The organism is Pseudomonas sp. FSL R10-0399 (genome assembly GCF_009600165.1).
Lineage (GTDB): Bacteria > Pseudomonadota > Gammaproteobacteria > Pseudomonadales > Pseudomonadaceae > Aquipseudomonas > Aquipseudomonas helleri.
This window is the reverse complement of sequence record NZ_WIWK01000002.1, coordinates 53,372-73,369: the sequence shown is the minus strand read 5'-3', so window position 1 is coordinate 73,369 and position 19,998 is coordinate 53,372. Positions and strand designations below refer to the sequence as shown.

Here is a 19,998-nt window from a genome sequence, read left to right as displayed (position 1 = left end):
GCGGTTCTGCTGTTATGGGAGGCACTTCTTGGGCGCGTTCGTTTTTCCGCTCCTGATAATTTCAACAAGCGAGGAGGACCGCCATGGGCGTGACCAATCGGTTGGCCTGTTACTCCGACCCCGCCGACCACTATTCCCACCGAGTACGCATTGTGCTCGCCGAGAAAGGTGTCAGCGCCGAGATCATCAGTGTGGTGGCGGGTCGTCATCCGCCAAAACTGATCGAAGTGAACCCGTATGGCAGCCTGCCAACCCTGGTCGACCGCGACCTGGCGTTGTGGGAATCGACTGTCGTAATGGAATACCTGGATGAGCGTTACCCGCATCCGCCGTTGTTGCCGGTGTACCCGGTAGCTCGGGCCAACAGCCGTCTGCTGATGCACCGGATCCAGCGTGACTGGTGCAATTTGGTCGACTTGATCCTCGATTCGCGCACCAAAGAACCGGCGCGTGTACAGGCGCGCAAAGAATTGCGCGAGAGCCTGACAGGTGTGTCGGCATTATTTGCAGACAAACCTTTTTTCCTCAGTGACGAGCAAAGTCTGGTCGACTGCTGTCTATTACCGATACTCTGGCGCCTGCCTGTTTTGGGTATTGAGTTGCCGCGGCCTGCCAAGCCGCTGCTTGACTATATGGAGCGCCAGTTTGCGCGTGAGGCTTTCCAGGCAAGCTTGTCTGGTGTCGAACGCGACATGCGCTAAGGCTTTAGGAGCCCTTGATGAATTCAAGTCGACCTTATCTGGTGCGTGCGCTCTATGAGTGGATTGTGGACAACGATTGCACTCCGCACTTGCTGGTTAAATCGGACTACCCGAAGGTGCAAGTGCCGCAGGGTTTTGCCAGTGACGGACAGATTGTCCTGAACGTATCCCCGAGCGCCGTGCGTAACCTGCACATGGACAACGAAGCGGTCAGCTTTGACGGGCGTTTTGGAGGTGTGCCACACACGTTATACGTGCCGGCAGCTGCCATTCTGGGCATTTACGCCCGGGAAAACGGCCAGGGCATGATGTTTGATCTTGAAGAGGCGTTTGACGAGGATGACGAGATTGAGCCGGACGACGACTGCTCGCCGCCAGACCCCGAGCCGCCGCGCCCTAGCGGACGGCCAAGCCTCAAAGTGGTGAAGTAACAAAAAAGGCGACCTGCAGAGGTCGCCTTTTTTATGGGTCGCTGTCCCATCCTGTAGGAGCGAGCTCGCCTCGCGATCTTTCAGGATCAAAAGATCGCGAGGCAAGCTCGCTCCTACACACCCAATCAGTCGATGTACTCAAAGAGTTTGACGATCTTCTGCACGCCGGACACGCCTTGCACCAGGTTGGTAGCGCGAGCGGCTTCTTGCTGGGTGACCAGGCCGAGCATGTAAACAATGCCGTTCTCGGTCACGACTTTGATGCGCGAGCCCGGAATGGCGTTGTCAGTCAGCATTTGGGTTTTGATTTTGGTGGTCAACCAGGCATCGTTGTTGCGCGCCAGGATCGAGGAGGGCGCCATGACTTGCAGTTCGTTGTTGACCTTTTTGACCCGCTGCACAGCCGCAGCGGCTTGTTCAGCCTGGGCCTTGAGGTCGGCGCGTGGGGTCTGGCCGGCCAGCAGCACGATACCGTTGTAGCTGGTGACCACGATGTGCGAGCCGTTATCCAGGTCCGGGTTGGCCTTGGCGACGTTGACGGCCACTTTGGTTTCAATCAGCGAATCATCGATTTTGCTGCCGAACGTGCGGGTGCCACGGTCGTCTTCAATCGGTGTGTCACGGGTAGCGGTCAGTACTGAACTGCAACCCGCGGTCAGGCCGAGGCACAGCGTCAATGCCACGAGGCTAAGGCGCTTAAAAGTCATTCTTCACTCCCAAACAGTTGGCTGTCGATCAGATCGCACAGGCAGTGGATCGCCAGCAGGTGGACTTCTTGAATACGTGCAGTGACAGTGGATGGAACGCGGATTTCCACGTCCTCGGGCAGCAACAGCGAGGCCATGCCGCCGCCGTCACGGCCGGTCAGGGCGACTACGATCATTTCGCGATCATGCGCCGCTTGAATGGCCTGAATGATGTTGGCCGAGTTGCCGCTCGTGGAGATCGCCAGCAGTACGTCGCCGGGTTGGCCGAGGGCGCGGATCTGCTTGGAAAAAACCTCGTTGAAGGTGTAGTCGTTGGCGATCGAGGTGATCGTCGAGCTGTCAGTGGTCAATGCAATGGCAGGCAAGCTAGGGCGCTCGCGCTCAAAGCGGTTGAGCAGCTCGGACGAGAAGTGTTGGGCGTCACCGGCTGAGCCGCCGTTGCCGCACGAGAGCATTTTGCCTTCGTTGAGCAGGGCGTTGACCATCACTTGGCTGGCAAGCTCGATGTGCGGAGCAAGTACCGCCATCGCCTGCTGCTTGGTGTCGATACTGGCCTGAAAAAGCTGGCGAATCCGGGATTGCATGTCCATCTATGTGACCTTAATTAGGGCGGCTGGTCGGGCGTGATCCAGGTGTTCCTGAGTGACTTCCCGGCACAAAAATGTGCAGCCCGCAAAGCAAAGCAAAATCGTTTTAAAAAGGGTGCTGAAATCGGCCCTGCAGCGTTTTAGCTGTCAAAGGCGTTCCGTAGCCAGTTCAAGTGAGGTGTTGCGCTATCCATGGCTACCACGTCGAATCGGCACGGGTAGTTGGCCCAGCGTGATTCGCGTTGCAAGAAGTACTGGGCGGCCATAATCAGCTTCTGACGCTTGCGAGCATCAACGCTGGCGAGTGCGCCACCCCATTGCGCATGTTGTCGGTAACGAACTTCGACGAATACTACTGTATCGCCGTCAAGCATGACCAGATCCAGCTCGCCGCGCTTGCATAGCCAATTTTGCGCCAGCAAGCGTAAACCGTGTCGCTCAAGATGCCGCAGCGCAGTGCGCTCGGCATCTTTGCCTGTTTGCTGGCTTGAGCGATCGGGCATCAGTTAGGTGTGTCAGGCAGGCGATGAATCTGCCCGTTGGCGAACTCGGCCCATGGCAACTGACGCTGAATGTGTTGGCTGGAGTCCATGCTGAGGCTGCCGGACAAGCCGTCGACACGGTTTTCTGGCAGTGCCTTGAGCTGACCCAGGCGCGACGACAATTCGAAAGCGTCTACGCCCATGGCGTATAGGCGGCCCAGGCTACCACCGGCTTGTGGCCATTGCGCTGCTACTTGCTGGCGCAGTGGGTTGGCGGTGTCGAGCAGCCAAGGGGTTTCGCAAAAGCGGATGCCGTTCATGTCGTTGTACTGGTTCTGGTCGCCGCTGGCACTGAAGACGTGCGAGGTGGCGTAAACCGGGATATCACCGGCGTACTGGTAGTTCAGGGTCGGTTTGATCTGTTGGGCTTGCTGCGGTGTTGCGGCCAGGAAGATGAACTCCATGTCCTGACGGCGCGATGGCTGGCCAGAGCCGCCAGCGTTACGCAGTTGCACCAGGTCGGCAACCTGTTGTGCCAGGGCAACCGGCTTGTCGATGTGTTCGACACCCACAATGGTGCCGCCGTTGGCTTCCCATTCCTGACGGAAGGCTTTGAGTACGCGGTCGCCCCATTCGCCTTGCGGCACCATGGCGCCTGCGCGGGTCAGGCCGTCGGCATGGGCACGGCGAGCCACTTCACGGGCTTCGTCTTCAGCCGCCAGACCAAACTGGAACAGTTGTGCCGGGCCTTGGCCGCCTTCGCTGTAGTTCAGGGCCAGGGTGGTAATCGGCAGTTGCTGGTGCATGTTCAGTTGCTTGACCAGGGATTTCTCCAGCGGGCCGACCACCAGTTGCACGCCATCGGCCTGGGCCTTGCGATAGAAGTCATCCAGCGAGGTCAGGCGCGAGCTGTCATAGAACTGAACGCTCGGCGGGTTTTGACCTGCTTGCTGTGCTTGATAGTAGGCCGCCATGAAGCCGTCGCGCAGTGCTTTGCTGACAGAGGCCAGTTGGCCGTCTTGAGGCAGCAGCAGGGCGATCTTGGTCAGCGGTTGGCTGGCCAGTTCCTTGAGCTTGATCAGCGTGGCTGGCAACTGAATGGCTGCCGGGTGAGCCGGGTTTTGTGCGCGCCATTGATCGATGGCGTTTTGCTGGTCTTGCAGGCTGCTGGCGCTCTTGATGGCCAGCGCCAACGACATCCAGCCGCCCAGTACGCCAGGCTCGGGCGTGCGCAGTTGGTCAGCCGGCAAGGCGGCAACCAGTGCCCAGATGGCCTCGTTGTTGCTGTTGGCGGCCTCGCCGGTCAGGCTCTGGCTCATGGCAACACGCTCGCGCGCGGCGGCCAGGGTTTGACCGTCAGCCTCCAGTGCCAGGGCGCGAACCTTGTGGGTGCGCATTTGCAGGTCGGCCGGCATCTCGTTGAGGCGCGAGACGCTTGGGTGGTTCAGGGCGACCAGCGCGTCTTTGGGCTGATTGCGGCTCATCGCCAGTTCAGCGGCCAGGGTGCTGGCAAACACTTGTTGTGCAGGCTTGAGCTGATCCAGCGGCACTTGCGCCAGAATTTGCGCAGCGCGCTGGTTGTTGTGTTGGCGTATGGCAAGGTCGGTCGCGGACAGGCGCAGCAGCGCTGCTTTTTCCGGGTCCTTGCTCGCAGAGGCCTCTTGCAGCAGCTGTTCAAGGCTGGCATCGGGCGTACGTGGGAGTTCGCCAAGGCTGGACGAGGGCGAGCTGGCGCAGGCCGCCAGCAAGGCAGCGAGGCAGAGGGCAGTGAACAGCCGCAGGCAAGCGATCATGTAGTGTTCCTGATACTCGAACAAAAGAGTGGCGAAGTGTACCCAAGCGCTGGCCGGGACGCGATCTTACTGGTGATAAAGCTTCACTTTAGATGAGTTCTGGCCACTGCGATGAGTAGTGTTTTGCCGGTTGAGACTTTTGGCCGCTCCTTTAAGGGTGCGTCCAGCCAGGCTCTACGCGTTACAATGGCGCCTTTAACTCTCATGAGGTGCGCGTTTTGACTGCTCCAGGTGCTTTGAATTCCGTTGTTGGCTCACTTTATGTGGTGGCCACGCCCATCGGTAACCTGGACGACATCAGTGCGCGTGCGCTCAAAGTGTTGCGTGAGGTATCGCTGATCGCAGCCGAAGACACGCGCCACTCGCTGCGTCTGATGCAGCATTTTGGTATCGCGACGCCGCTGGGCGCCTGTCACGAGCATAACGAGCGGGATGAAGGTAACCGCTTCATCCAGCGCTTGCTCGCCGGTGAGGACGTGGCGTTGATCTCAGATGCGGGGACGCCGCTGATCTCTGATCCGGGCTACCACCTGGTGCGCCAGGCACGTGCGGCCGGGGTCAAAGTGGTGCCGGTGCCGGGTGCGTGCGCTTTGATTGCCGCTTTGTCGGCCGCGGGCTTGCCCTCTGACCGCTTTATCTTCGAAGGCTTCTTGCCGGCCAAGGCGGTGGGCCGTCGCTCGCGACTGGAGGCAGTAAAGGAAGAACCACGCACGCTGATTTTCTATGAGGCGCCGCACCGTATTCTGGAGTGCCTGCAAGACATGGAGTCGGTGTTTGGTGCCGATCGCCCGGCATTGTTGGCGCGGGAGCTGACCAAGACCTTTGAAACCCTCAAGGGCTTGCCTTTGTCCGAACTGCGCGCTTTTGTTGAGGCAGACAGCAATCAACAGCGTGGCGAATGCGTGGTGCTGGTTGCCGGTTGGACAGCTCCCGAGACAGATCAAGTTGTCAGCAATGAAGCCATGCGCATTCTTGATTTGTTGCTTAAAGAGATGCCGCTCAAGCGTGCTGCTGCATTGGCCGCTGAAATAACCGGTGAGCGCAAAAACGTGTTGTACCAAGTTGCGCTTGATAAGCAGAAAGCAGAATAACGAATGGTGGCATTTGGCCTTGATTTAACAATCGGGCTTTAAATAGAGCCGCTGAAGTTTGATTGCCGGGCGCGATTACACGCTTTAAAGCTTGTTCTATACGCTGCGTACAGTTAACCTTTGCGCCGGAGAGTCGATTGGACAGTCGCTGCCCTCTATGAAAATTAGAGGGGGGAGGAAAGTCCGGGCTCCATAGGGCGAAGTGCCAGGTAATGCCTGGGAGGCGTGAGCCTACGGAAAGTGCCACAGAAAATAACCGCCTAAGCGCTTCGGCGCCGGTAAGGGTGAAAAGGTGCGGTAAGAGCGCACCGCACGTCTGGCAACAGTTCGTGGCTAGGTAAACCCCACTTGGAGCAAGACCAAATAGGGTCCCAAGGCGTGGCCCGCGCTGGGACCGGGTAGGTTGCTAAAGATGTCCAGTGATGGCCATCGTAGACGAATGACTGTTCAAGACAGAACCCGGCTTACAGATCGACTCTCCACCTTTTTCCCCCTGCTTGTTTCGCAAGCAGATATGCATGTAGAAATGCTCGCTTCACTCCCTCGCTTTAGTTGCATGAAGAACCGCTCATCTTAATGTCAAAAAAACCTCACTCTTAAGAAACCACTTTAAGTTTGAAGTCTTGCGCATTGAATTAGCTGCGGATCGCCCCTCCAAAAAAGCTTTCGCTTATTGCTGTACGTCTATTTACCCACCTAAATCTCCGTAATGTAAGGATTTTCCTTCGGGCCGCGCCTTGACGGTGTGGTAGGGGCATTCCTATAGTGTGCGCAAGTGGCGAAAAGTGGCATAAAGTGGGTTTTCCAGACGTAAAACGCTAATATTTGGAGTGCCGCCTCGTGTTTCGCGGAGCTAACGCAATCAGTCTCGATGCCAAGGGCCGTCTCGCAATGCCGAGCCGGTACCGTGACGAGCTGAATTCGAGAAGCTCCGGGCAACTGATCGTGACCATTGATGCGGTGGATCCCTGCTTATGTGTGTACCCGCTCGATGAGTGGGAATTGATTGAAACCAAGCTGCGGGCGTTGCCGTCGTTACGTGAAGAAAACCGACGTTTACAACGCTTGTTGATTGGTAATGCCGTCGATCTTGAGCTCGACGGCAGTGGTCGTTTTCTGGTGCCGCCGCGTTTGCGTGAGTATGCCAAGTTGGACAAGCGCGCGATGTTGGTGGGCCAGTTGAACAAGTTTCAACTGTGGGACGAGGATGCCTGGGAAGCCGTTTCTGCCGCTGACCTTGCAGCCATTCAACAACCGGGCGCGATGCCTGATGAACTGCGTGATTTAATTCTGTGACTATTGATAGCGACTTCAACCACATCACCGTACTGCTCGATGAAGCCGTAGAGGCTCTCGCCGTACGTCCTGATGGATGCTATCTGGATGGCACCTTTGGTCGCGGCGGACATAGCCGCCTGATACTCCAGCATCTTGGCCCCCAGGGGCGTCTCCTCGGGTTTGATAAAGATCCACAAGCGATTGCGACCGGGCAAGCGCTAGCGGCCGAAGACGGCCGCTTTGTCATTGTGCAGCGCAGCTTTGCTGAAATGGGATCCGAAGTGGCCGAGCGCGGCCTGGCGGGCAAGGTCAGCGGCGTTCTGCTCGACCTGGGCGTGTCTTCGCCACAGCTTGACGACCCGGAGCGTGGCTTCAGCTTCATGAATGACGGCCCTCTGGACATGCGCATGAACCCGAATGCGGGCATCAGCGCGGCGGAGTTCGTCAACACCGCCTCCCACGAAGATATCACCCGTGTGTTCAAGGAATACGGCGAAGAGCGCTACGCCGGTCGCATGGCCCGTGCCGTGGTTGAGCGCCGTGAAATCACGCCGTTCGAGCGCACTGGCGATCTGGCTGAAGTACTCAAAGTTGCCAATCCGGCCTGGGAAAAGGGCAAGCACCCTGCGACCCGTACGTTCCAGGGCCTGCGCATTCACGTTAACAACGAACTCGGAGACCTGAAAGCCGGTCTTGAAGCGGCGCTGGAGTCGCTGGAAGTCGGCGGCCGTCTGGTTGTTATCAGCTTCCACTCCCTCGAGGACCGCATCGTCAAGCTGTTCATGCGTGATTTGGTCAAAGGTGAACCGGACAACCTGCCGCGTGGCTTGCCTGTCCAGCACAAAGCCTTTGAACCCAAGATCAAAATTCATGGCAAGGCGCAGTTCGCTTCTGAAGCTGAACTCAAAGCCAATCCGCGCTCGCGCAGCGCTGTCATGCGCGTTGCGGAGAAGCTTCGTTGAACAAGCTTTACGCCAAACCCCTCCCCGGCGGAAGCTTCTTCATGCTGCTGCTGTTTGTTGCCGTGCTGGTTTCAGCCGTGGGCGTTTCCTATAGCGCGCACTGGAACCGCCAATTGCTCAACACCCTGTACGGGGAGCTGAGCGTGCGTGACAAGGCCCAGGCAGAGTGGGGCCGCTTGATCCTTGAGCAGAGCACCTGGACTGCCCATAGCCGTATCGAAACCCTGGCCAGCGAACAACTGAAGATGCACATCCCCGGTGCAGCAGAAGTTCGGATGGTGACGCCATGATCAAACTCGAAGGCGCGCTCTATCCATGGCGTTTTCGCGTGGTGCTGGGTTTACTGGCGCTGCTGGTAGGCGCGATCGCCTGCCAGATTATCTACCTGCAAGTGATCGACCACGATTTCTTGAAAGGTCAGGGTGATGCCCGCAGCTTGCGGCACATCACTATCCCGGCACACCGCGGCTTGATTACCGACCGTAATGGCGAGCCTTTGGCGGTCAGTACGCCGGTGACCACGCTGTGGGCCAACCCAAAAGAAATGCAGGCGGGTAAAGATCACTGGCCGGCATTGGCGCGCGCGCTTGGGCAAGATCCTAAGGTGCTGACTGCGCGCCTTGAGCAGCAAGCCAACAAAGAATTCATTTACCTCGTTCGTGGTCTGACGCCCGAGCAGGGTCAAGTCGTGCTCGACCTCAAGGTTCCGGGCGTTTACGGCATTGAAGAGTTCCGCCGCTTCTACCCGGCCGGTGAAGTCACCGCGCACATGGTGGGCTTTACCGATATCGACGACAAAGGCCGTGAGGGTGTCGAGCTGGCCTATGACGAATGGCTGGCCGGTGTGCCGGGCAAGCGACAGGTCATCAAGGACCGACGCGGTCGTCTGATCAAAGACATTCAAGTCACTAAAAACGCCAAGGCAGGGAAGACCTTGGCGTTGTCGATTGACCTGCGTCTGCAATACCTGGCCAACCGTGAACTGCGCAATGCGCTGGTCGAAAACGGTGCCAAGGCGGGCAGCCTGGTGATCATGGACGTGAAGACCGGCGAAATACTCGCCATGGTCAACCAACCGACTTACAACCCGAACAACCGTCGCAACCTGCAACCGGCGATGATGCGTAACCGCGCCATGATCGACGTGTTCGAGCCGGGTTCAACGGTTAAGCCGATTTCGATGAGTGCGGCGCTGGAAACCGGTCGCTGGAAACCAACCGACAAGGTTGAGGTGTACCCGGGTACCTTGCAGTTGGGCAAATACACCATTCGTGACGTGTCGCGTACTGAAGGCCCGGTGCTGGACCTGACCGGCATCCTGATCAACTCCAGTAACGTGGGCATGAGTAAGGTCGCCTTCGATATCGGTGGCGAAGCGATTTTCCGTCAGATGGCGAAAATGGGTCTGGGCCAGGACACCGGCCTGGGCTTCCCCGGCGAGCGTGTGGGTAACCTGCCTAACTACCGTGAGTGGCGCAAAGCCGAAACCGCGACCCTGTCTTACGGCTACGGTGTTTCCGTGACCGCGATCCAGTTGGTTCACGCGTTCTCGGCATTGGCCAACAACGGCAAGCTGGCACCGCTGACCTTGCTCAAAGCCGACAAGGACAAGCCCGTACAAGCCACGCAAGTCATGCCGGAGCAGGTCGCCAAGACCTTGCAGGGCATGCTCCAGGAAGTGATCGAAAACCCGCGTGGTGTCTGGCGTGCCAAGGTGCCGGCGTATCACGTCGGCGGCAAGTCGGGTACGGCGCGTAAAACCTCGTCCGGCGGCGTTAAAGGCTACGCGGTCAACTCTTACCGTTCCCTGTTTGCCGGTTTTGGCCCGATGAGCGATCCGCGCTACGCGATCGTGGTCGTGATCGATGAGCCGAGCAAGGCGGGCTACTTCGGTGGTCTGGTATCGGCGCCGGTCTTCAGCAAAGTGATGTCCGGAACGTTGCGCCTGATGAACGTGACCCCGGACAACCTGCCGACGGCAGCAGAGCAACAAGCTGCGACCGCTGCAGCAGCCAAAGGAGGGCGCGGCTAATGTCCCTGAACCTGATCAAGATTTTCCCAAACGCGGGTCACGACGTGATGATCCGTGAGTTGACCCTCGACAGCCGCAGTGTGCGTGCCGGTGATTTGTTCCTCGCGGTGCCGGGCGCCAAGCTCGATGGTCGTGAACACATCGCCGATGCCTTGCAGCGTGGCGCAGCCGCCGTGGCCTATGAAGTCGAAGGCGCTTCGGTGTTGCCGATTACCGATGTACCGCTGATCCCTGTCAAAGGTTTAATCGCCCAGCTGTCAGACCTGGCCGGGCGCTTTTATGGTGAGCCAAGCCGCGTCTTGAACCTGGTGGGCGTTACCGGCACCAATGGCAAAACCAGCGTGACGCAACTGGTCGCGCAAGCGCTTGATCACCTGGGCCAACACTGCGGCATCATTGGTACGCTGGGTACCGGTTTTTACGGTGCGCTGCAAAGCGGGCGCAACACCACGCCTGACCCGATTGCGGTGCAAGCCATGTTGGCCGACCTGAAAAAGGCCGGGGCCAAAGCCGTTGCCATGGAAGTATCGTCCCACGGGCTGGATCAAGGTCGGGTCAGTGCGTTGGCGTTCGACGTGGCCGTGATGACCAACTTGTCCCGCGATCATCTGGACTATCACGGCACCATGGAGGCTTATGCAGCCGCCAAGGCCAAGCTGTTTGCCTGGTCTGATCTGTGCTGCCGGGTGGTGAACCTGGATGATGAATTCGGCCGTCAACTGGCGAGCGAAAAACACCCCTCGAAACTGATCAGTTACAGCCTCGAAGACAGCAGCGCTTACCTGTATTGCCGTGACGCGGTGTTCGATGACGATGGTGTGCGCGCCACGTTGGTTACCCCGCAAGGCGAGCACCTGTTGCGCAGCACCTTGCTCGGTCGCTTCAACCTGAGCAACGTTCTGGCGGCGGTTGGCGCGCTGCTCGGTCTCGACTATGCACTTGATGAAATTCTCAAGGTCTTGCCCAAGCTGGAAGGCCCGGTGGGTCGCATGCAGCGCTTGGGCGGCGGTAGCAAGCCGCTGGTTGTGGTCGATTATGCTCACACCCCGGACGCCCTGGAAAAAGTACTGGCGGCCCTGCGTCCTCACGCCAAAGGTCAATTGCACTGCCTGTTCGGTTGCGGTGGTGACCGTGATCGCGGCAAACGCCCGATCATGGCCGAAGTGGTCGAGCGTTTGGCTGACACAGCGCTGGTAACAGACGACAACCCGCGCAGCGAAGACCCGGCGCAGATCTTCAGCGATATCCGTGCAGGCTTTGCCAACGCAGACAAGGTGACCTTTGTCGCCGGTCGCGGTGCTGCCATTGCCCAGATCATCGCCAATGCCCGCGCCGAAGACGTCATTGTGCTGGCCGGCAAAGGTCACGAGGACTATCAGGAAATCAACGGCGAACGCCACGATTTCTCAGACCTGGTCGAAGCTGAAAAAGCCCTGGACGCCTGGGAGGCTGCACATGCTTAAGCCGTTGCTGTTGAGCGAAGTGGCAGCCACCCTGAACGGTCGTTTGGTTGGTGAAGACGCGCGTTTCAGCGGCGTCAGCATCGACAGCCGCGCCATTGGCCAGGGCCAGTTGTTTATTGCCCTGACTGGCCCGCGTTTTGATGGTCATGACTACTTGAATGACGTCGCTGAAAAAGGCGCCGTCGCCGCCCTTGTTGAGCGCGAAGTGCCAGAGTCGGCCTTGCCTCAACTGGTGGTCAAGGATACCCGTGTCGCGCTGAGCCAATTGGGTGCGCTGAACCGTGCCGGCTACGACAAGCCTGTTGCGGCCATTACCGGCTCCAGCGGCAAAACCACGGTCAAGGAAATGCTGGCCTGCATCCTGCGTACGCGCGGCCCGGTGCTGGCGACAAAGGGCAACTTGAATAACGACTTGGGTGTGCCGCTGACCCTGCTCGAACTCACTCAAGAACACACCTCGGCGGTCATCGAACTGGGTGCTTCGCGCATCGGCGAAATCGCCTACACCGTGGCCATGACCAAGCCCCACGTTGCGGTGCTGAACAACGCCGGTACTGCCCACGTGGGTGAGTTCGGCGGCCCTGACAAAATCGTCGAGGCCAAAGGTGAAATTATTGAAGGCCTGGCGGCAGACGGCATTGCCGTGCTCAACCTCGATGATAAGGCTTTTGCCATTTGGCACGCCCGCGCAGCCGGTCGCCAGGTGCTCAGCTTCTCGCTGAAAAACCCTGAAGCAGATTTTTACGCCAGTGACTTGAGCCTGGATGCGCGGGGTTGCCCACGTTTTACCTTGCACAGCCCGCAAGGTATCGAGCCGGTTCAAATCAACCTGTTGGGCACGCATAACGTGGCCAACGCCTTGGCCGCCGCGGCTGCCGCCCATGCGCTGGGTGTGTCGTTGTTCGGCATCAAAACCGGCCTTGAGGCCGTGCAGCCGGTCAAAGGGCGTGCGGTCGCGCAAGTGACTAGCACAGGCCTGCGAATTATTGATGACACTTACAACGCAAACCCCACCTCAATGTGCGCTGCCGTTGATATACTCGCCGCCTTTTCCGGTCGTACCGTCCTGGTACTCGGAGACATAGGCGAGCTGGGTGAGTGGGCGGAGCAAGGACATCGTGAAGTAGGCGCTTATGCCGCCGACAAGGTTTCAGCGCTCTATGCGGTGGGACCGCTGATGGCTCATGCCGTCGCTGCATTTGGACACCAGGCTCGTCACTTTGCCAATCAGGCTGACCTGATCACGGCACTTCGCACTGAGCACGAAAAAAACACCACTATTTTGATCAAGGGCTCGCGCAGCGCAGCGATGGAGAACGTCGTTGCGGCACTGTGCGGTTCCTGCGGGGAGAAACATTAATGCTGCTGCTTCTAGCGGAGTATCTACAACAGTTCTACAAGGGCTTCGCAGTCTTCCAGTACCTGTCCCTGCGCGGGATTCTGGGCGTACTGACCGCGCTGTCGTTGTCGTTGTGCCTGGGCCCGTGGATGATCCGCACGTTGCAAAACCGTCAGATCGGCCAATCGGTACGTAACGATGGTCCGCAATCACACCTGTCCAAATCTGGCACCCCGACCATGGGCGGTGCGTTGATCTTGTCGGCCATTACCATCAGCACCTTGCTGTGGGCAGACCTGAGCAACCGTTATGTGTGGGTCGTGTTGCTGGTGACCCTGCTGTTTGGCGCCATTGGCTGGGTTGACGACTACCGCAAGGTCATCGAAAAGAACTCGCGCGGGCTGCCAAGCCGCTGGAAGTACTTCTGGCAATCTGTGTTCGGCCTGGCTGCGGCGATCTTCCTGTACGTGACCGCGCCAAGCGCCGTCGAAACCACCTTGATCCTGCCGATTCTTAAAGATGCCAGCATTCCACTGGGCATCGGCTTTGTCGTGCTGACCTATTTTGTGATCGTCGGTTCGAGCAACGCGGTCAACCTCACTGACGGCCTCGACGGCCTGGCGATCATGCCCACCGTAATGGTCGGCGGCGCGCTGGGTATCTTCTGCTACCTGTCGGGCAACCTGAAATTCGCTGACTACCTGCTGATCCCGTATGTCCCGGGCGCCGGTGAGCTGATTGTATTCTGCGGTGCCCTGATTGGCGCCGGGCTTGGTTTCCTGTGGTTCAACACCTACCCGGCACAAGTGTTCATGGGCGACGTCGGCGCACTGGCACTGGGTGCTGCGCTGGGCACCATCGCGGTCATCGTGCGTCAAGAAATCGTGCTGTTCATCATGGGCGGTGTGTTCGTGATGGAAACCCTGTCGGTGGTCATCCAGGTCGCGTCGTTCAAGCTGACCGGCAAGCGGGTGTTCCGCATGGCGCCGATCCACCACCACTTTGAACTCAAGGGCTGGCCTGAGCCACGCGTGATCGTCCGTTTCTGGATTATCACCGTGATCCTCGTGTTGATCGGCCTTGCCACGCTGAAGCTGAGGTAGAACCTGTGTCTCTGATCGCTTCTGACCACTTCCGCATCGTTGTCGGCCTCGGCAAGAGCGGCATGTCCCTGGTGCGCTTTCTGGCGAGCCGGGGTGTGTCGTTTGCCGTGGCGGACACGCGGGAAAATCCACCGGAGCTGGCCACGCTGCGCCGTGACTATCCGCAGGTGGACGTGCGTTGTGGCGAGCTGGACGTCGAGTTCCTGTGCCGCGCCGATGAGCTCTACGTGAGCCCCGGCCTGGCCCTGGCGACGCCTGCGCTGCAAGCGGCCGCTGCCCATGGGGTGAAACTGTCGGGCGACATCGACCTGTTCGCGCGTAACGCGAAAGCCCCCATCGTTGCAATCAGTGGTTCCAACGCGAAAAGCACCGTGACCACGCTGGTGGGCGAAATGGCCGCGGCGGCCGGCAAGCGTGTGGCCGTGGGCGGCAACCTTGGCACCCCGGCGCTGGACCTGCTCAGCGATGACATCGAGCTGTACGTGATGGAACTCTCGAGCTTCCAGCTCGAAACCACCAACGACCTCGGTGCTGAAGTCGCCACCGTGCTCAACATCAGCGAAGACCACATGGACCGCTACAGCGGCCTGCCGGCGTATCACTTGGCCAAGCACCGGATTTTCCGTGGCGCTCGCCAGGTGGTGTTCAACCGTCAGGACGCACTCACCCGTCCGCTGATGGGCGAAGGCCTGCCGTGCTGGTCGTTCGGCTTGAGCGTCCCCGATTTCAAGGCGTTCGGTCTGCGCGAAGAGCAGGGCGAAAAATACCTGGCCTTCGAATTTCAGAACCTGATGCCCGTGCGTGAATTGAAAATCCGTGGCGCGCACAACCAAGCCAACGCCTTGGCTGCGCTGGCGCTGGGGCATGCCGTAGGCTTGCCTTTCGACGCCATGCTGTCGAGCCTGCGCACCTTTGCCGGTCTCGAGCACCGCTGCCAATGGGTCCGCGAACTGGACGGCGTGAGCTATTACAACGACTCCAAAGCCACCAACGTCGGTGCTGCCCTGGCCGCCATTGAAGGCTTGGGTACGGACATGGACGGCAAGCTGATCCTGATCGCCGGCGGTGATGGCAAGGGCGCTGATTTCAGCGGCCTGCGCGATTCCGTCGCCAAGCACTGCCGCGCCGTGGTGTTGATGGGTCGCGATAGCGGCTTGATCGCCGATGCGCTGGGTGATGCGGTTCCGCAAATTCGTGCCACATCGCTGAACGACGCCATCGCGCAAAGCCGAGCACAGGCTCGCCCATGTGACGCGGTTCTGTTGTCGCCCGCGTGCGCCAGCTTTGACATGTTCAAAAATTACGAAGAACGCGGCCACCTCTTTGCGCGCGCAGTGGAGGCATTGGCATGATCTTCGGCTTCCTGAAACCTTACCCTTCGCCCTTGATCACGGGCCGTGGCATTGACCTCGACTTCCCGCTGCTGGCCGGTTGCCTGGCGCTGCTGGGCCTGGGGCTGGTGATGATCACCTCGGCATCGTCCGAAGTGGCGGCATTGCAGTCGGGTAACACGCTGTACCACATGATCCGGCACCTGTTTTACATCGTGCTCGGTCTGGGTGCGTGCGTGATGACCATGATGGTGCCGATTGCGACCTGGCAGCGTATGGGCTTCATGCTGCTGATCGGTGCGTTCGGCTTGCTGGTCATGGTGTTGCTGCCGGGCATTGGCCGTGAGGTCAATGGTTCGATGCGCTGGATCGGTTTCAGCTTCTTTAACGTGCAGCCTTCGGAAATCGCCAAGGTGTTCGTGGTGATTTACCTCGCCGGCTACCTGGTGCGTCAGCAGAAGGAAGTGCGCGACAGCTGGATGGGCTTCTTCAAGCCCTTCATCGTGTTGCTGCCCATGGCCGGTCTGTTGCTGATGGAGCCTGACTTCGGCGCCACCGTCGTAATGATGGGCGCAGCGGCGGCCATGTTGTTCCTCGGCGGTGTGGGCCTGTTCCGCTTCGCGCTGATGGTGGCGTTGGCGGTGGGCGCGGTGTTCGTGCTGGTTCAAGCACAGCCGTACCGGATGGCGCGTCTGATTACCTTTACCGACCCATGGTCCGACCAGTTTGGTTCGGGTTACCAACTCACCCAGGCACTGATCGCGTTCGGTCGCGGCGAGTGGTTCGGGGTGGGCTTGGGCAACAGCGTACAAAAGCAGTTCTACCTGCCCGAAGCGCATACCGACTTCGTGTTCTCGGTATTGGCTGAAGAACTCGGCGTGGTCGGTTCGTTGCTGACCGTGGCGCTGTTCGTGTTCGTCTGTGTGCGCGGCATGTACATCGGCATGTGGGCAGAGCGCGCCAAACAATACTTCTCGGCTTACATGGCGTACGGCTTGTCGTTCCTGTGGATCGGCCAGTTCCTGATCAACATCGGGGTGAACGTCGGTTTGCTGCCTACCAAAGGCCTGACCTTGCCATTCCTCAGTTATGGCGGCAGTTCGTTGGTGATTTGCTGTGTGTGTATGGGTTTGTTGCTGCGCATCGAGTGGGAGAGTCGAACCCACCTGGGCAGCGAAGAGACCGACTTCAAAGAAAGCGACTTCGCAGAGGAGCCGAACCATGGGCGCTAATGTGCTGATCATGGCGGGCGGCACCGGCGGGCATGTGTTCCCGGCGCTGGCTTGCGCGCGTGAGTTTGAAGCGCGTGGCTACACCGTGCACTGGCTCGGAACACCGCGAGGCATCGAAAACGAATTGGTTGAACCGGCAGGCTTTACCCTGCACCGGATCAACGTCACGGGCCTGCGTGGCAAAGGCAAACTGTCGCTGCTCAAAGCACCGTTTGTGTTGCTCAAGGCCTTGTTTCAGGCACGCGCAATCATCCGCCAACTCAAGCCCGTGTGTGTACTCGGCTTTGGCGGCTATGTGACCGGGCCTGGCGGCCTGGCGGCCAAAACCTGCGGCGTGCCGGTGATCATTCACGAGCAGAACGCCGTGGCCGGTACCGCCAACCGTTTGTTGGTGCCGATGACGAGCCGTGTGTGTGAAGCCTTCCCGCAGACGTTTGCCGCCTCGGACAAGCTGCGCACTACCGGCAACCCGGTGCGCCCCGAGCTGTTCACCCTGGCGACCCGCGCTGCACTCGAAGGGCGCAAGGCGCGCTTGCTGGTGCTGGGCGGTAGCCTGGGCGCCGAGCCCCTGAACAAATTACTGCCTGAAGCTTTGGCCAACGTAGCGGCTGAGCTGCGCCCTGAAGTGTTTCATCAGGCGGGCAAACAACACGATGAAATCACCGCCCAGCGTTACACCGCGGCCGGTGTCGAGGCAGATGTTCAGCCCTTCATCAAAGACATGGCCCACGCCTATGGCTGGGCCGACCTGGTGGTTTGTCGCGCAGGCGCGCTGACCGTCAGTGAACTGGCTGCGGCCGGTCTGCCTTCGCTGCTGGTGCCGTTGCCCCACGCGATTGACGACCATCAGAGCCGTAATGCTGACTTTTTGGCACGGGAGGGCGCGGCCTTCCTGATGCCGCAAGCGACAACTGGCGCGGCCGAACTGGCGGCTCGCCTGACAGAGGTATTGATGCAACCGGAACGACTCAACAGCATGGCGGCCAACGCGCGTCGCCTGGCCAAACCTGATGCCACCCGTAACGTTGTCGACATCTGCCTGGAGGTGGCCAATGGTTGAGAATCAAAAAGCCATGCCGCAACCGGAAATGCGCCGTATCCGTCGTATCCACTTCGTCGGTATCGGCGGCGTGGGCATGTGCGGGATCGCTGAGGTATTGCTGAACCTGGGCTATCAGGTGTCGGGCTCTGACCTCAATGCATCGGCTGTCACCGAACGCCTTGAGTCGTTTGGCGCGCACATTTTTATCGGCCACCGCGCCGAGAACGCTGCCAACGCCGATGTGCTGGTGGTGTCCAGCGCTGTAAACACCTCCAACCCGGAAGTCGCCAGTGCGCTTGAGCGCCGCATTCCGGTGGTGCCGCGGGCCGAAATGCTGGCTGAGCTGATGCGCTATCGCCACGGCATCGCCGTTGCCGGCACGCACGGCAAAACCACCACCACCAGCCTGTTGGCCTCGGTGTTCGCGGCCGGTGGCCTGGACCCGACGTTCGTCATCGGTGGCCGTCTGAATGCAGCAGGCACCAATGCCCAGCTGGGCACCAGCCGTTACCTGATCGCTGAAGCTGACGAGAGCGATGCCAGCTTCCTGCACCTGCAGCCGCTGGTTGCGGTCGTCACCAACATCGACGCCGACCACATGGCGACCTACGAAGGTGACTTCAACAAACTGAAGAAAACCTTCGTCGAGTTCCTCCACAACCTGCCGTTCTACGGCTTGGCTGTGCTGTGCCTGGACGATCCGGTGGTGCGTGAAATCCTGCCGCTGGTCAAACGCCCGACCGTGACCTACGGCTTCAGCGAAGCCGCTGACGTGCGCGCAATCAATGTGCGCCAGCAGGGCATGCAAACCTTCTTCACCGTGCTGCGCCCAGACCGCGAGCCGCTGGATGTGTCGGTCAACATGCCGGGCAACCACAACGTACTGAACGCCTTGGCCACCATCTGCATCGCCTCCGATGAAGGCATCAGCGATGAAGCCATCGTTCAGGGCCTGTCGGGCTTCCAGGGCGTGGGTCGCCGCTTCCAGGTCTACGGCGAACTGCCGGTCGACGGCGGTAGCGTGATGCTGGTGGACGACTACGGTCACCACCCGACCGAAGTTGCTGCAGTGATTAAAGCCGTGCGCGGTGGTTGGCCTGAGCGCCGCTTGGTCATGGTCTATCAGCCGCACCGCTTTAGCCGTACCCGCGACCTGTACGACGATTTCGTGCAAGTGCTGGCCGACGCCAACGTGTTGCTGTTGATGGAAGTCTACCCGGCGGGCGAAGAGCCGATTCCGGGCGCGGACAGCCGCCAGCTGTGCCACAGCATCCGTCAGCGCGGCCAGTTGGACCCGATCTACATCGAGCGCGGCGTTGAGCTGGCGCCGATCGTCAAGCCGCTGCTGCGTGCAGGCGACATTCTGTTGTGCCAAGGGGCGGGCGATATCGGCCGTCTGGCACCGCAACTGATTAAAAGTCCGTTGTTCGCCGGTGCTGTGATCGCCGCCAACGAGGGGAAACTGAAATGACTGCTGCCTACGCCACGCTGTTTTCGACCATCGCCCCCGCCGATTTCGGCCGGGTAGCGGTGCTCTTTGGCGGCAAAAGTGCTGAACGTGAAGTGTCCCTGAAATCGGGTAATGCCGTTCTCAAGGCACTGCTGGATGCGGGTGTGAATGCCTTCGGTATTGATGTGGGCGATGACTTCATCAGCCGTATCACCGCTGAAAAAATCGACCGCGCCTTTATCATCCTCCACGGCCGTGGCGGTGAAGACGGCAGCATGCAAGGCCTGCTGGAATGCCTGGGCATCCCTTACACCGGCAGCGGCATTCTGGCGTCGGCGTTGGCCATGGACAAGCTGCGCACCAAGCAGGTGTGGCACAGCCTGGGGATTCCAACCCCGCGTCACGCCGTGTTGAGCAGCGAAGCCGATTGTATTTCTGCGGCGAAGGAACTGAGCTTCCCTTTGATCGTCAAACCGGCCCATGAAGGTTCAAGTATCGGTATGGCCAAAGTGAACAGTGCAGACGAATTGATCGTCGCCTGGACCGAGGCCAGTAAGTACGACTCGCAAGTGCTGGTTGAGCAATGGATCCACGGTCCGGAGTTCACCATCGCCACCCTGCGTGACCAAGTGTTGCCACCTATCGCACTGGGCACGCCGCATACGTTCTACGACTACGACGCCAAATACGTGTCTGAGGATACTCAGTACCGGATTCCGTGCGGCCTTGATAGCGACAAAGAGCAAGAGCTGATGGAACTCACGGCCAAAGCCTGTGAGGCGATCGGGATTGCCGGTTGGGGCCGTCTGGACGTGATGCAAGACGTCGATGGCCAGTTCTGGTTGCTTGAGGTCAACACCGCGCCGGGCATGACGGACCATAGCCTGGTGCCGATGGCAGCCAAGTCGGCGGGTCTGGATTTCCAACAACTGGTGCTGTCGATTCTGGCCGCCAGTGTTGAGCCACGAGGTTAA

19 protein-coding genes and 1 other RNA gene are annotated in these 19,998 nt (G+C 59.6%); 16 read left to right on the top strand and 4 right to left on the bottom strand.

The window, feature by feature from the left end:
• The first annotated feature begins 83 nt into the window (after positions 1 to 83).
• Both GHO41_RS00980 and GHO41_RS00975 read left to right on the top strand, forming a co-directional pair.
• Positions 84 to 701, top strand: coding sequence for a glutathione S-transferase N-terminal domain-containing protein (locus tag GHO41_RS00980; protein WP_048389907.1), 618 nt, complete (start codon positions 84 to 86; stop codon positions 699 to 701).
• 17 nt (positions 702 to 718) lie between these two features.
• Positions 719 to 1,132 (top strand): ClpXP protease specificity-enhancing factor, encoded by a 414-nt coding sequence (locus tag GHO41_RS00975; RefSeq protein WP_048367203.1) that lies wholly within the window; start codon positions 719 to 721, stop codon positions 1,130 to 1,132.
• A gap of 125 nt (positions 1,133 to 1,257) precedes the next feature.
• Here the strand turns inward: GHO41_RS00975 and GHO41_RS00970 are convergent, their stop codons facing one another.
• The 4 genes from GHO41_RS00970 to GHO41_RS00955 all read right to left on the bottom strand — a co-directional run bounded on the left by GHO41_RS00970 (position 1,258) and on the right by GHO41_RS00955 (position 4,701).
• Positions 1,258 to 1,839 carry a BON domain-containing protein gene (locus tag GHO41_RS00970; protein ID WP_048367202.1) on the bottom strand — a complete coding sequence of 194 codons (582 nt, stop codon included), beginning with the start codon at positions 1,837 to 1,839 and terminating at the stop codon, positions 1,258 to 1,260.
• Positions 1,836 to 2,429 (bottom strand): phosphoheptose isomerase, encoded by a 594-nt coding sequence (locus GHO41_RS00965; RefSeq protein ID WP_048367201.1) that lies wholly within the window; start codon positions 2,427 to 2,429, stop codon positions 1,836 to 1,838. The genes GHO41_RS00970 and GHO41_RS00965 overlap by 4 nt, the downstream gene beginning before the upstream one ends.
• Before the next feature lie 137 nt (positions 2,430 to 2,566).
• Positions 2,567 to 2,929 carry a YraN family protein gene (locus GHO41_RS00960; RefSeq protein ID WP_048367199.1) on the bottom strand — a complete coding sequence of 121 codons (363 nt, stop codon included), beginning with the start codon at positions 2,927 to 2,929 and terminating at the stop codon, positions 2,567 to 2,569.
• Entirely contained in the window at positions 2,929 to 4,701 is a 1,773-nt protein-coding gene (locus GHO41_RS00955) for a penicillin-binding protein activator (protein WP_123751354.1), read from the bottom strand. The genes GHO41_RS00960 and GHO41_RS00955 overlap by 1 nt, the downstream gene beginning before the upstream one ends.
• 236 nt (positions 4,702 to 4,937) lie before the next feature.
• Here GHO41_RS00955 and rsmI point away from each other — a divergent pair, with 236 nt between their 5' ends.
• The 14 genes from rsmI (at position 4,938) to GHO41_RS00885 (ending at position 19,998) form a co-directional block, all read left to right on the top strand.
• The gene (gene rsmI, locus GHO41_RS00950) at positions 4,938 to 5,792 is read left to right on the top strand and encodes a 16S rRNA (cytidine(1402)-2'-O)-methyltransferase (RefSeq protein WP_153432698.1); all 855 of its coding nucleotides are present in this window, start codon (positions 4,938 to 4,940) and stop codon (positions 5,790 to 5,792) included.
• A 129-nt stretch (positions 5,793 to 5,921) separates the two neighbouring features.
• Positions 5,922 to 6,275, top strand: an RNA gene (rnpB, locus tag GHO41_RS00945) — RNase P RNA component class A.
• 357 nt (positions 6,276 to 6,632) lie between these two features.
• Complete coding sequence (mraZ, locus tag GHO41_RS00940) at positions 6,633 to 7,088, top strand: division/cell wall cluster transcriptional repressor MraZ (RefSeq protein WP_048367195.1); 456 nt, start codon at positions 6,633 to 6,635, stop codon at positions 7,086 to 7,088.
• Entirely contained in the window at positions 7,085 to 8,032 is a 948-nt protein-coding gene (rsmH, locus tag GHO41_RS00935) for a 16S rRNA (cytosine(1402)-N(4))-methyltransferase RsmH (RefSeq protein WP_371928792.1), read from the top strand. The genes mraZ and rsmH overlap by 4 nt, the downstream gene beginning before the upstream one ends.
• The gene (gene ftsL, locus GHO41_RS00930; RefSeq protein ID WP_048367192.1) at positions 8,029 to 8,322 is read left to right on the top strand and encodes a cell division protein FtsL; all 294 of its coding nucleotides are present in this window, start codon (positions 8,029 to 8,031) and stop codon (positions 8,320 to 8,322) included. Before rsmH ends, ftsL begins: the two co-directional genes overlap by 4 nt.
• Positions 8,319 to 10,064 (top strand): penicillin-binding protein 2, encoded by a 1,746-nt coding sequence (locus GHO41_RS00925; protein ID WP_048367191.1) that lies wholly within the window; start codon positions 8,319 to 8,321, stop codon positions 10,062 to 10,064. The genes ftsL and GHO41_RS00925 overlap by 4 nt, the downstream gene beginning before the upstream one ends.
• Positions 10,064 to 11,527, top strand: coding sequence for a UDP-N-acetylmuramoyl-L-alanyl-D-glutamate--2,6-diaminopimelate ligase (locus tag GHO41_RS00920; RefSeq protein WP_153432662.1), 1,464 nt, complete (start codon positions 10,064 to 10,066; stop codon positions 11,525 to 11,527). Before GHO41_RS00925 ends, GHO41_RS00920 begins: the two co-directional genes overlap by 1 nt.
• Positions 11,520 to 12,887, top strand: a complete 1,368-nt coding sequence (gene murF, locus GHO41_RS00915; RefSeq protein ID WP_153432660.1) for a UDP-N-acetylmuramoyl-tripeptide--D-alanyl-D-alanine ligase — start codon at positions 11,520 to 11,522, stop codon at positions 12,885 to 12,887. The genes GHO41_RS00920 and murF overlap by 8 nt, the downstream gene beginning before the upstream one ends.
• The gene (gene mraY / locus GHO41_RS00910) at positions 12,887 to 13,969 is read left to right on the top strand and encodes a phospho-N-acetylmuramoyl-pentapeptide-transferase (protein WP_048367188.1); all 1,083 of its coding nucleotides are present in this window, start codon (positions 12,887 to 12,889) and stop codon (positions 13,967 to 13,969) included. Before murF ends, mraY begins: the two co-directional genes overlap by 1 nt.
• 5 nt (positions 13,970 to 13,974) lie before the next feature.
• The gene (gene murD / locus GHO41_RS00905) at positions 13,975 to 15,321 is read left to right on the top strand and encodes a UDP-N-acetylmuramoyl-L-alanine--D-glutamate ligase (RefSeq protein ID WP_371928791.1); all 1,347 of its coding nucleotides are present in this window, start codon (positions 13,975 to 13,977) and stop codon (positions 15,319 to 15,321) included.
• Complete coding sequence (gene ftsW / locus GHO41_RS00900; RefSeq protein ID WP_048367186.1) at positions 15,318 to 16,532, top strand: putative lipid II flippase FtsW; 1,215 nt, start codon at positions 15,318 to 15,320, stop codon at positions 16,530 to 16,532. Before murD ends, ftsW begins: the two co-directional genes overlap by 4 nt.
• Complete coding sequence (gene murG, locus GHO41_RS00895) at positions 16,522 to 17,592, top strand: undecaprenyldiphospho-muramoylpentapeptide beta-N-acetylglucosaminyltransferase (protein ID WP_153432658.1); 1,071 nt, start codon at positions 16,522 to 16,524, stop codon at positions 17,590 to 17,592. Before ftsW ends, murG begins: the two co-directional genes overlap by 11 nt.
• The gene (murC, locus tag GHO41_RS00890; RefSeq protein ID WP_048367183.1) at positions 17,585 to 19,045 is read left to right on the top strand and encodes a UDP-N-acetylmuramate--L-alanine ligase; all 1,461 of its coding nucleotides are present in this window, start codon (positions 17,585 to 17,587) and stop codon (positions 19,043 to 19,045) included. The genes murG and murC overlap by 8 nt, the downstream gene beginning before the upstream one ends.
• Complete coding sequence (locus tag GHO41_RS00885; RefSeq protein ID WP_153432656.1) at positions 19,042 to 19,998, top strand: D-alanine--D-alanine ligase; 957 nt, start codon at positions 19,042 to 19,044, stop codon at positions 19,996 to 19,998. The genes murC and GHO41_RS00885 overlap by 4 nt, the downstream gene beginning before the upstream one ends.